An 11,358-nucleotide genomic window follows, 5' to 3' on the forward strand; every position below is an offset into this window, starting at 1 on the left:
CCATGACCATGAGGTCGAAGTTGATGCGTGCGGCCACTAATTGCTGACCAGATGGCAAACGGGTGCCTAAATGTCGTACCTTGCGCCAGGTCGGACGATCTCGATCGGTCCATCGAAGGCTGCCGAAGCCGCCTCCAGCGTGAGCGCCTCGCTCCCCCAGGCCGGCACCAGGTGGGTGAGCAGCAGCTTGCCGACCCCGGCCTTGGTCGCGTGCTCGGCCGCCTCGCGGCCGGTGAGGTGCAGGTCCGGCGGGTTGTCGACGCCGTCGAGGTAGCTCGCCTCGCACAGGAACGCGTCGGCGCCCTGGGCCAGCCGGATGAGGGCCTCGCAGGGGGCGGTGTCGGCCGAGTACGCCAGGACGCGGCCCTCGTGCTCGATCCGCACCCCGTACGTCTCGATCGGGTGGTTCACCCGGTCGACGGTGACGTGGAACGGGCCGATCGGGAAGCTGCCCGGCTGCAGGGCGTAGAACGTGTAGACGTCGTTGATCGCCATCGGCTCGTTCTCCCCGCCGTAGGCGGCGGCGATCCGCTCGGGGGCGGCCACCGGCGCGTAGACGGGCAGCGGCGGATACGGCCCCTCGGGGGCGTAGCGGCGGGCCACCACGTAGGAGCACGCGTCGAGCATGTGGTCGCAGTGCAGGTGCGACAGCAGGATCGCGTCAACCGCGTAGAGCCCGGAGAACCGCTGCAGCGTCGTCATCGAGCCCGGCCCGAAGTCGACGAGCAGGCGGAAGCCGTCCGCCTCGACGAGGTAGGCGGAACAGGGCGCCTCCGGCCCCGGGAAGCTGCCGGCGCAGCCGAGAACCGTGAGCCTCATGCTGCGCTCAACCCGCCGTCTCCTTGTCTACGTGCTGACGAGTGGATCATTCCGGCCAGGTGAGGATAGATCCATTGGACGGACGGACAGTGCTGGGCCTGGTAAGGCCGCTCCGCAAGGTCCGTCACCGTGCGCAGCCTACGCCGGACTCGCGGGCAAGTCTGAACGATCGGACGGCAGATGTCGCCAACGTGACAGGCTGGCGTCACGCCGGACAACCCCGCTCGTTGCACGCTGTGAGTCCCGACCAGAGGAGGCGGACGTGAGCGTGGACGTGTCCCGGGCGGCCCGCCGGCTGCGCAAACACCTGCCCGACGCGTTCCGCCTGCCGACCGAGGCCGATCCGGCGCCGGAGCCGCGCCACCTGGCCGTCGTGTGCTTCTGGGCGGCCGGGCTGGGCCTCGGCGGCATGGCGGTGGCCCTGCGGGCCTTCGTGGGCCTCGTCGGGCCGTCCCGGGGCTGGTACGCACCGACGGTCATCACGATCGGCCTGGTCGGGCTGGCGTGCACGATCGCCGCGTTCGCGAGCGTGCATCATCGCCGGCTGCCACTGGCCCTGCTGGGCGCGGCTTCGGTGAGCCTGGTGGCGGGCTGGATCGTGACCGGGCTCTAGGCCCTAGGCCCAGAGTTGCCCGTCGAGGGCGCTCTCGGCCTCGGCGAGGGTGCCGCCGTAGGCGCCGGTCGAGAGGTACTTCCACCCGCCGTCGGCGACCAGGAAGACCACGTCGGCCTTCTCGCCCGCCTTGAGCGCCTGGTGGGCCACCGCGAGCGCGGCGTGCAGCACCGCGCCGGTCGAGAAGCCGACGAACATGCCCTCGACCTCGACCAGCTGGCGCGTGCGCAGCACCGAGTCGCGGGTGCCGACCGAGAACCGGCGGGTGAGCACGGTCGCGTCGTAGAGCTCCGGCACGTAGCCCTCGTCCAGGTTGCGCAGGCCGTAGACCAGCTCCCCGTAGCGCGGCTCGGCGGCGACGATCTCGACCTTCTCGACCTTCTCCCGCAGATACCGCCCCACGCCCATCAGCGTGCCGGTGGTGCCCAGGCCGGCCACGAAGTGCGTGATCGTCGGCAGGTCGCGCAGGATCTCCGGGCCGGTCGACTCGTAGTGGGCGCGCGCGTTGGCCTCGTTGCCGTACTGGAACAGCATCACCCAGTCGGGGTGCTCCGCGGCGATCTCCTTGGCCACCGCCACGGCCCGGTTGGAGCCGCCCGCGGCCGGCGAGAAGATGATCTCCGCGCCATACATGCGCAGGATCGCCGTCCGCTCGGACGACACGTTCTCGGGCATGACGCACACCAGCCGGTAGCCCCGCAGCTTCGCCACCATCGCGAGCGCGATGCCGGTGTTGCCGCTGGTCGGCTCGATGATCGTGTCACCGGGGCGAAGGCGGCCGGCTTCCTCGGCCGCCTTCACCATCCAGAGCGCGACACGGTCCTTGACGCTCCCCGTGGGGTTGCGGTCCTCGAGCTTCGCCCACAGCCGCACCTCCGGGCTGGGCGAGAGCCGCGGCAGCCCGACGAGCGGCGTGTTTCCGCACGCATCGAGCAGGGACTCGTAGCGCGCCACGGCGGTCAGCCCCGCAGTGCGTGCGCGGCGGCGAAGGCGAACGCGCCGCCCGCGACGGCCGGCAGGATCGTCACCGAGTCGCCGTCGTTGAGCTTCGCGTCGAGCGCGCCGAGGAACCGGATGTCCTCGTCGTTGATGTAGACGTTGACGAAGCGGTGCAGGCCGCCCTCGCCGGTGATGAGCCGGTCCTTGATCCCCGCGTGCCGGGTGTCGAGGTCGGCGAGCAGGTCGGCGATGGTGTCGCCGGAGCCCTCGACGGTCTTCGCGCCGCCGGTGTAGCTGCGCAGGATGGTGGGGATGCGAACCTCGATGGCCATGATGGGTCTCCTCTGAGAACGGACGGGTCGACGACTGGACAGGACGGTGCGGATGGCGGCTGGTCAGCTGCCGGCGCGACACTCGTAGTCGACGGTCGTCGGGCTCTGCCCGAAGAGGTAGGTCTGGACGGCGTGTGGGTCCACGACAGCATTAACTACCTGAACCGGCTCCTCGGTGACGGTTCCGTCCACGATGCGGAACGACCGGATCTCCGTCGTCTCCGGATCCCGGGTGGAGACCAGCAGGTAGTGCGCGTTGGGCTCGCCCGCGAAGGACACGTCGGTCCGCGACGGGTAGGCCTCGGTCGCCGTGTGGGAGTGGTAGACGACCACCGGCTCCTCGTCGGCGTCGTCCATCTCGCGCCAGAGCCGGAGCTGCTCCTTCGAGTCGAACTCGTAGAAGGTCATCGACCGGGCGGCGTTCTCCATCGGCACGTGCCGCTCGGGCCGGTCGGAGCCGGCCGGACCCGCCACGATGCCGCACGCCTCGTCGGGGTGGTCCCGGCGGGCGTGGGCGACGATCGCGTCGAGGATCGCGGCGTCGATGGTCAGCACGCCCGACAGCCTACCGAAACCAGGTGGCAACCTGCCCGTGACGGCCCTCACGCTGCCCCGCTTCGCTGAGCCCATGGCGAGGGGCCCCTCCGCTTCAGTCCGGACCGCTCACGCCATCAAGGCGCCGACGAGGGACTCCTGGAGGTACGTCAAGTACTGGTAAACGGACAGTTGCCCCACGCGGGGTGAGGTCGGATCGCGCAGGATGGCGTCGTCCAGCTCGGCCTCGATGTCGACGTCGTCGTTGGTGATCCCGAGCCGCAGGCCCAGCGTGAGCCGCACGTCGGTCAGCGCCCGCAGCCACGCCTCGGCCTGCTCCTCGTCGAGGGCCACCTCGCCGCCCTCGACCGGGAGGGCGTCCAGCAGCATCGCCGCCTGCTCCAGCTTCGCCGAGCGGAGATCGTCCTCCGTGTAGCGGCGCAGGTCGGCGGAGGCGCCGGGGTCGTCGCGGTACACGTCGGGAAACAGGCGGTCGATCACCGGGTCGTCGCGGTCGAAGCCCTCGGACAGCAGGGTGATGACCTCGAGCATGACCTCGTTGAGGACGGCCGCCTCCGCGGGCCCGAACCGGGCCACGCAGGCTGTGCCGGCGCGCACGAACATGGTCACGATTGGTCCACCGTCGCCCAGAGGCCGTATGCCTGCAACCTGGAGGCGTCGTACTCCATCCGCTCCCGGGGGCCGCTGGAGACGATCGCCTTGCCCTTGTGATGCACGTCGAGCATGAGGCGTTCGGCCTTCTCCTTGCTATACCCGAAAAGCTTCTGCAGGACCCAGGTCACGTAGCTCATCAGGTTGACGGGATCGTTCCAGACCACGGTCACCCACGGACGGTCGGCCTGGGGCACCTCGTCAACCTCGACGTGGGTCTCTTCGATCGGTAGGACCTGCGGCGCCGCCATACCAACATGGTGCCATCAAGCGAGCAGCACGCCATGGTCGACCGCGTCCCCCGCGATGATGGCGAGCGCCTGGCGCAGCTCGGAGTACCGTTCGGTGAGTTCGTGGCCGATCTCGACCTCGACCTCACGCAGGGCGTGCTGCAGCCAGCGCCGGCAGTCCTTCTTGTCCGGCAGCTTCGGCGGCCCGCCCGGGGCGATCTTGGGCTGCCACATCGCGAAGCAGCTGGCGTTGAGGCCGACTCCGATCGCGGCGAGCACGCGGTCGGGCGCGTCGGTCCGGTCGGCCCCGCCGACCGCGGACAGGCTGTCGACGGCGGCGGCGCCGGTGAGCGCGGCGACCGCCGACGTGGTGGTCACCAGCAGCGCCCGGTCGCGCTCGCGGTCGTCGTCGCGCAGGGTGTCGGCGGCCCGCCGGGCGGCGGTCGCGATCCGGCGCAGCACGGCGTCGTCCGGCGGCGCGTCGAGCAGCTCGCCGAACACGGCGGCGATCAGCTCGCGGGTGTCGGCGTGCAGCTGGCGGGTGGTGCGCAGGGAGAGCGCGTGCAGTTCGCGGTCGAGCACGTGGGGCAGCTCCGGGCAGCCCTTGCCCGAGCCGAGCTCCTGCACGCAGCGCACGTGGATGGTGGCCAGGTCGATCGAGACCCGCTCGGCCGCGGCCAGGCCGCGCTGGCGGATCTCCCGGTCGAGCCGCTCCTGCCAGCCGTCGCCGGCGCCCGAGACGGTGGCCGCGGTGACCCCGCCGATCTTGACCTCGGCCGCGCCGTGCTGGTCGGCCCAGATCTCCAGCAGGTGGCGCAGCTCGGCGACGCCGAACACGGCCTCGGGGTCGAGCGAGACCGGGAACCAGGGCGCGGTGGCCAGCTTCGGGCCGCGCGAGGCGAGCAGCGCCCGGTTGGCGGCGAGCATCTCCGGCCACAGGTCGTGCTGGTCGATGTGGGTGAGGACGAGCCCGATCCGCTCGACCCGCTCGGCCGCGGCGGCCAGCAGGTCGAGCTCGGCGCGCGCGAGCGGGACGGCCGCGTCGATCACGAACAGCAGGCCGAGGCTGTGCTCGGCGGCGTCGAGGACGATCTCGACCCGGGCCGGGTCCAGGCCCCCGCTGCCGGGCGTGTCGACCAGCGCGACGTGCTTGAGCAGGGCCGCCGGGTGGCTGATCTCGATCCGGCGGGGCGGACGCTGCGGGCCGCCCTTCGGCGCCGTGGCCGGGCGCGGCTCCCGGTGGCCGGGGATGAACGCCCGGACGTCGGGCCGCTCGCCGTGGCGGAACACCGTCCAGGCCTCCTCGGCGGCGGCACGGTCGGGCGCGGTACGGCGGATCAGGGCGTTGACCAGCGCGGTCTTCCCGCTGCCCGGGGGGCCGGCGATCAGGGCGTAGGAGCGGGCCTGCGGCTGGGTCTGGGCGGACGGCGGCCGCTGGCTCCGGCTGCCGCGTACCGGCATCGCGGACACGGGACCCCCGGTGGTCGTCGCGGCGTTGCTCGTCGCGACGGAAAGATCGATCGACGGCGCCTGCATGACTCCAGACCCCATGTGCGACCTCCTTGCGCGCCCGGGATGTACCGCCACAGGCAATCTGGACGACCTTGCGAGCAGCATCGGAACGCTACGTGAACAGCCACTTACCGAGGCAGGGATCCAGGTACTCAACTGGATCCGATCGCACTACTCAAGTTCGTGCGTCCGCAGGTACGCCGTGTAACCAACATATCGATATGCTGCGACGGTGCCTCCCTGGAGCTTCGTCGGACGAAACGCAGAACTGATCCGTGTCGCCGAGTCCGCCTCCGGAACCACCGGTCGTGGGCTGATTCTCGGCGGGCCTCCAGGCATCGGCAAGAGCCGATTGCTGCGCGAGGGCGTCCAGGCCCTTGACCAGGACAGACTCGCCGTCTGGACGGCCACGGCCAACGCCGCCACGGCCGGCCTGCCGCTCGGCGGGCTGGCCCAGGTGCTGCCGCCCGACCAGCCGGCGGGCGGGTCGCCCGCGGGGCTGCTGCGCTGGGCCGTCGACGCGCTGCACCGGCAGGCCGCCGGCCGGCCGATCGTCGTGGCGATCGACGACGCCCATCTGCTCGACCCGCTGTCCGCGGCGCTGGTGTACTACGTGGCCCGCTCCGAGAACGCGACCGTGATCGGCACCGTGCGCACCGGCGAGCCGCTGCACGACCCGATCAGCGCGCTGTGGAAGGACGACCTGGTCGAGCGGATCGAGCTCGGCCCGCTGACCCTGCAGGAGACGTCCGACCTGCTCCAGCAGGTGCTCGGCGGCCCGGTCGACTCCGCGTCCGTCGACCGGCTCTGGCAGCTCTCCCAGGGCAACGCGCTGCTGCTGCGCGAGCTGGTGATCGCCGCGCACGCGTCCGGCGAGATCATCGAGAGCTACGGCATGCAGCGCTGGACCGGCAAGGTCGACCTGGCGCCGACGCTCACCGAGGTGGTCGACGCGCGCATCGGCAAGCTGACCCCGCAGGAGCGGGCGGTGCTGGAGCTGGTCGCGTTCGGCGAGCCGATCGGCCTGCCCCTGCTGGTGAACGCCACCGACCTGGCCACCGTCGAGACGGCCGAGGAGCGGCAGCTCATCCGGGTCGTGGTCGAGGACCGGCGCACGACGGTGCGGCTGGCCCACCCGCTGTACGGCGAGGTCGTCCGCCGCCGCTGCCCGGTGACCCGGTTCCGGCGGCTGCTCGACCAGCTCGCCACCCTCGTCGAGGAGACCGGCGCGCGGCGCCGCGACGACCTGCTGCGGGTGGCGGTCTGGCGGCTCGACAGCGACACGGCGCGCGACCCGGTGCAGCTGCTCAACGCCTGCCGGCTCGCCTTCGCCACCTACGACATGGCCCTCGCGATGCGGCTCGGCAAGGCCGCGGTGGCGGCGGGCGGCGGGTTCGACGCGGCCGAGACCCTCGCCACGATCCTCATGTTCGCCAACTGCCCGGACGAGGGCGCGCTGATCCTCGACCAGAACGAGGACCAGATCGGCGACGAGGCGCAGCGCAGCCGCTGGCTCGCGATCCGGCACATCACCGCGCACTGGGGCCTGGGCGACCCGACCACCGTCGACGAGCTCGGCCGGCAGGCGCAGAAGCTCGTCGACCTGCGGGAGCGCTCGCTCGCCCTGTCCGTCGAGTCGACCATGCGGCTGCACCGCGGCGACCACGCCCAGGCCCTGACGCTGGCCCGCACCGTCCTGGACGGGCCGGCCAGCGCGCCCGGCCCGCGGGCCCTCGCCCGCAGCATCATGGGCCACCTGCAGGCGATGCGCGGCACGCCGGTGCAGACGGTCAAGGCGATGGCGGCGCTGGACGCCGACACCGCCCAGTGGCGGGCCGAGGTCCCCTACATCCAGCTCGGCATCGAGCTGGCCCGCGGCACCGCGATGATCCTCGCCGCCGATCTGGACGCCGTCGACGCGATCGTCGCCGCCGAGTTCGCCGGCATGGCCGACGCCGGCAACTTCCTGCTCGGCTCCGGCTACCTGCAGATCGTGCGGGCCCAGGCGGCGCGCATGCGCGGCCGGCTGCAGGAGGCGGCCCGGGCGGCCAGCCAGGCCAGCGCCGCCCTCGCCACCGGCCGGATCTTCGTGGCGCTCGCCCACGCCGAGCGGGCGCACATCGCCGCGCTGTGCGGCGACGCCGCGTCGGCCGCGACGGCGTTCGCCGAGGCCGAGCGGGCGCACTACCGGTCCATGGAGGTGTTGTACCCCTGGCTCGAGGAGGCCCGGGCCTGGGTCGCGGTGGCCTCCGGCGACCTGAGCACGGCCGCCGAGGTGCTGCGCCGCCTCGCCGCACGCAACCGCAACGACGGCTTCGCCGCGCACGAGATGTTCGCGCTCTACCACCTGGGCCGCCTCGGCTTCGCGGCCGAGGTCCACGAGCGGATCGACGCCCTCGCGCAGACCGTCGAGGGGCGGCTCGCCCCGGCGATGGCGTGGCACGTGCGCGCGATGGCCGAGGTGGACGGCGGGAGCCTGCTCGCGGTCGCCGAGGAGCTGGCCGATATGGAGCTGAACCTCTTCGCCGCCGAGGCCGCCGCCGGCGCCGTCACGCTCCTGCGGGGCATCCGGTCGCCGCAGACCCCGCGCGCGGCCCAGCGGCTGGCCGAGCTGCGGGCGGAGTGCCAGCTCGCGGTCACTCCCGCGCTGGTGGTACCGCAGCCGATGCTCACCGGCCGGGAACGGCAGATCGCCCGGCTCGCCGCCGCCGGCGTGCCGTCGAAGGAGATCGCCGACCAGCTGTACCTCTCCTCCCGTACCGTCGACAACCACCTCATGCGCGTCTACGCGAAGCTCGGCGTGACCGGGCGCGCCGAGCTGGCCGCCGCGCTGCGCTCGCTGCCGCCCGAAGAGTGATCGGCGTCCTATTCGCCGTCGCATAGGGTTGGTTCGTGACAAGCTCGCTGCTGACCGACCACTACGAGCTGACGATGCTGTCGGCGGCCCTGCGCGACGGCACCGCCGACCGGCGCTGCGTGTTCGAGGTGTTCGCCCGCCGGCTGCCGACCGGGCGCCGCTACGGCGTGGTCGGCGGCACCGGCCGGCTGCTCTCGCTCATCGCCGACTTCCGGTTCGCGCCGCAGGACGTCGCGTTCCTGCGGGAGCGGCGGATCGTCGACGACGCGACCGCGGACTGGCTCGCGGCGTACCGCTTCTCCGGTGACGTCGACGGCTACGCCGAGGGCGAGCTGTTCTTCCCCGGCTCGCCGATCCTCACCGTCAGCGGCACGTTCGCCGAGTGCGTGGTCCTGGAGACGCTGGTCCTGTCGGTCCTGAACCACGACAGCGCGATCGCGGCCGCCGCCGCGCGGATGGTGACCGCGGCCCGCGGGCGCGCCGTCATCGAGATGGGCTCGCGCCGCACCCACGAGGAGGCCGCGGTGGCCGCCGCCCGCGCCGCCTACCTGGCCGGCTTCGCGTTCACCTCCAACCTGGAGGCGGGCCGCCGCTACGGCATCCCGACGACCGGCACCGCCGCGCACGCGTTCACGCTGCTGCACGACTCGGAGCAGGCCGCGTTCGGCTCGCAGGTGGCGGCGCTGGGCAAGCAGACCACGCTGCTCGTCGACACCTACGACATCGCGCAGGGCATCCGCAACGCGATCGCCGTGGCCGGCTCCGACCTGCGCGCGGTGCGCATCGACTCGGGCGACCTGTCGGTGCTCGCCTCCGAGTCGCGGGCGCTGCTCGACTCCCTCGGCGCGACCGACACGCAGATCGTCGTGTCCGGCGACCTCGACGAGTACGCGATCGCCGCCCTGGCCGCCGAGCCCGTCGACGCCTACGGCGCCGGCACCGCGGTCGTCGTCGGCTCGGGAGCGCCGACCGCCGGCCTGGTCTACAAGCTGGTCGAGGTCGACGGCCGCCCGGTCGTGAAGCGCTCGGAGAACAAGCGGACCATCGGCGGCCGCAAGACCGCCGTCCGGCGGCACAAGCCGACCGGCACCGCCACCGAGGAGGTCGTCGTCTCGCTGGGTGCGCCGGACGCCGAGCCGCACGACCGCGCGCTGCAGCGCTCCTTCGTGCGGGCCGGCGTCGTGGCGGACGACCTGCCGTCCCTGGCCGAGTCGCGCGAGCACCTCCGCCAGTGCCTGATCTCGATCCCGTGGGAGGGCCTCAAGCTCTCCGCCGGTGACCCCGCCGTGCCCGTGACCATGCTAGGAGGCTCCGCATGACCCGCGCGCTGATCGTCGTCGACGTGCAGAACGACTTCTGCGAGGGCGGCTCGCTCGCCGTCGCCGGCGGCGCGTCGGTGGCCGCGTCGATCTCGGCCGCCATCGCCTCCGGCTCCTGGGACCACGTCGTGGCGACCCAGGACCACCACATCGACCCGGGTGCCCACTTCGCGTCGTCGCCCGACTACGTCGACACCTGGCCGTCCCACTGCGTGGTCGGCACGGGCGGCATCGAGTTCCACCCTTCCCTGGACACCTCCCGGGTCGAGGCGGTCTTCGAGAAGGGGTCGTACGCGGCGGCCTACTCCGGCTTCGAGGGCGCCGCCGACGGCGTCGGCCTGGCCGAATGGCTGCGGGCACGCAACGTGACGTCGGTGGACGTGGTCGGCATCGCGACCGACCACTGCGTCCGGGCGACCGCCTTGGATGCGGCGCGTGAGGGCTTCGTTACGACCGTGTTGCTCGACCTCACGGCGGGCGTCGCGCCGGCCACGACGGAGAACGCCCTGGTCACCCTGCGGGAGGCAGGGGTGAGCCTGGTGGGTGAACCGATCGTGGCCGGGAGCTGACCGACCGGCGGATGGCACGTGGCCGGACTTGCCGTGTAACAAGCGACGTGTACCGTCATGCGGGCAGGCAGGTTCCGCTGTCCGATGTGAAGAGTTCTCACGTCGTACCGTAAGGAGCACCTACACGGAGCGTGGCGAAAATGGCAAGACTTCGCTACGCTTGCGGGACCTCGAAGGGTCGTCCATGGTGGACGGCTCAGCACCAGGAGGGTCACGTGAAGTTGTCGATCGAGACTCGCCCTTCGGATCAGCGCGAGGCAGTGCTGACACTGAGCGGCGAAATCGACTATGAGACCGCTCAGGAGCTCCGCACAGCAGTGAGCTCAGTGCTCGACGGAAGCATCGACCTCCTCGTCATCGACCTCGCGGGGGTCACGTTCCTCGACTCCACCGGCATCGGCACCCTGGTCGTAGCCAAGCGCATCTGCCACAGCATGGGCGTGAAGCTCGACATCCGCCGCCCAAACCCGTTCATCGCGCGACTGTTCGCCGTGGTGGGCGTGAGCGACATCCTGGGCGTGCCGATCCCGCCCGGCACCGTCTCCGGCCGGCTTCCCCAGCCGCGTGAGCGTGGAGTAACGACTCCGGCCTGACTCGGGCCCCAAGTTTGCTGTCGACCCGCTCGGGGTCGGCCACGGTTTCGACCCCGAGCGAGTGAACCCCGGTCCCAACATTCGGGACGAATCCTGTGCACTTGCTGTGGATCCCGCACGCCCATGATCGATGGCGAGATCTGGCTGCCATGACAGCCGGAAGTCTCCATGGATCATGGACGCGGAGCCGGGGTGGCTGCGCGGCCGGGGCGGCGTCAGGGTGCAAAAGCGGATCCATCGGGTGGCGACGCGCGATGGGCCGGAGGTGGCTCGCGGCGCAGGCCAGAAGCCGACGCCATGCCACGGCCGGAGACGGCTCGCAGCGCAGGCCACGAGCCCACGCCATGCCACGGCCGGAGACGGCTCGCA

General features: G+C 72.0%; 12 protein-coding genes. 5 read left to right on the forward strand and 7 right to left on the reverse strand.

Features of this window, described 5'->3' with window-relative positions; all coding sequences use genetic code 11:
- Window positions 1-66: 66 nt before the first annotated feature.
- Window positions 67-819, reverse strand: coding sequence for an MBL fold metallo-hydrolase (locus IEZ31_RS43590; RefSeq protein WP_190256016.1), 753 nt, complete (start codon window positions 817-819; stop codon window positions 67-69).
- Between the two features lie 262 nt (window positions 820-1,081).
- On the opposite strand from IEZ31_RS43590, the gene IEZ31_RS43595 reads away from it, so the two are divergent.
- Entirely contained in the window at window positions 1,082-1,432 is a 351-nt protein-coding gene (locus IEZ31_RS43595; RefSeq protein ID WP_190256017.1) for a hypothetical protein, read from the forward strand.
- Window positions 1,433-1,435: 3 nt separating this feature from the next.
- Here IEZ31_RS43595 and IEZ31_RS43600 read toward each other — a convergent pair whose 3' ends face one another.
- The 6 genes from IEZ31_RS43600 to IEZ31_RS43625 form a co-directional block, all read right to left on the reverse strand.
- Window positions 1,436-2,386: a PLP-dependent cysteine synthase family protein gene (locus IEZ31_RS43600; RefSeq protein ID WP_190256018.1), complete on the reverse strand. Its 951-nt coding sequence runs from the start codon at window positions 2,384-2,386 to the stop codon at window positions 1,436-1,438.
- 5 nt (window positions 2,387-2,391) lie between these two features.
- Window positions 2,392-2,703 carry a MoaD family protein gene (locus IEZ31_RS43605; RefSeq protein WP_190256019.1) on the reverse strand — a complete coding sequence of 104 codons (312 nt, stop codon included), beginning with the start codon at window positions 2,701-2,703 and terminating at the stop codon, window positions 2,392-2,394.
- Between the two features lie 63 nt (window positions 2,704-2,766).
- Complete coding sequence (locus IEZ31_RS43610; RefSeq protein WP_190256020.1) at window positions 2,767-3,258, reverse strand: M67 family metallopeptidase; 492 nt, start codon at window positions 3,256-3,258, stop codon at window positions 2,767-2,769.
- 108 nt (window positions 3,259-3,366) lie between these two features.
- A complete protein-coding gene (locus IEZ31_RS43615; protein ID WP_373294784.1) occupies window positions 3,367-3,861 on the reverse strand; it encodes a DUF2017 domain-containing protein in 495 nt (164 codons plus the stop codon).
- A 2-nt stretch (window positions 3,862-3,863) separates the two neighbouring features.
- Window positions 3,864-4,160, reverse strand: coding sequence for an ATP-dependent Clp protease adapter ClpS (gene clpS, locus IEZ31_RS43620; protein ID WP_190256021.1), 297 nt, complete (start codon window positions 4,158-4,160; stop codon window positions 3,864-3,866).
- 15 nt (window positions 4,161-4,175) lie between these two features.
- Window positions 4,176-5,690, reverse strand: coding sequence for a P-loop NTPase family protein (locus IEZ31_RS43625; protein WP_190256022.1), 1,515 nt, complete (start codon window positions 5,688-5,690; stop codon window positions 4,176-4,178).
- 193 nt (window positions 5,691-5,883) lie between these two features.
- Here IEZ31_RS43625 and IEZ31_RS43630 point away from each other — a divergent pair, with 193 nt between their 5' ends.
- The 4 genes from IEZ31_RS43630 to IEZ31_RS43645 all read left to right on the forward strand — a co-directional run bounded on the left by IEZ31_RS43630 (window position 5,884) and on the right by IEZ31_RS43645 (window position 10,989).
- Window positions 5,884-8,508 (forward strand): LuxR C-terminal-related transcriptional regulator, encoded by a 2,625-nt coding sequence (locus IEZ31_RS43630; protein WP_190256023.1) that lies wholly within the window; start codon window positions 5,884-5,886, stop codon window positions 8,506-8,508.
- Between the two features lie 35 nt (window positions 8,509-8,543).
- A complete protein-coding gene (locus tag IEZ31_RS43635) occupies window positions 8,544-9,827 on the forward strand; it encodes a nicotinate phosphoribosyltransferase (RefSeq protein WP_268241743.1) in 1,284 nt (427 codons plus the stop codon).
- On the forward strand, window positions 9,824-10,396 hold the full coding sequence (locus tag IEZ31_RS43640) for an isochorismatase family protein (RefSeq protein WP_190256024.1): 573 nt from the start codon (window positions 9,824-9,826) through the stop codon (window positions 10,394-10,396). The genes IEZ31_RS43635 and IEZ31_RS43640 overlap by 4 nt, the downstream gene beginning before the upstream one ends.
- A gap of 215 nt (window positions 10,397-10,611) precedes the next feature.
- Window positions 10,612-10,989, forward strand: a complete 378-nt coding sequence (locus IEZ31_RS43645; protein WP_190256025.1) for an STAS domain-containing protein — start codon at window positions 10,612-10,614, stop codon at window positions 10,987-10,989.
- The last annotated feature ends 369 nt before the right edge of the window (window positions 10,990-11,358 follow it).

Origin of the sequence: Dactylosporangium sucinum (assembly GCF_014647515.1) — a bacterium.
GTDB lineage: Bacteria > Actinomycetota > Actinomycetes > Mycobacteriales > Micromonosporaceae > Dactylosporangium > Dactylosporangium sucinum.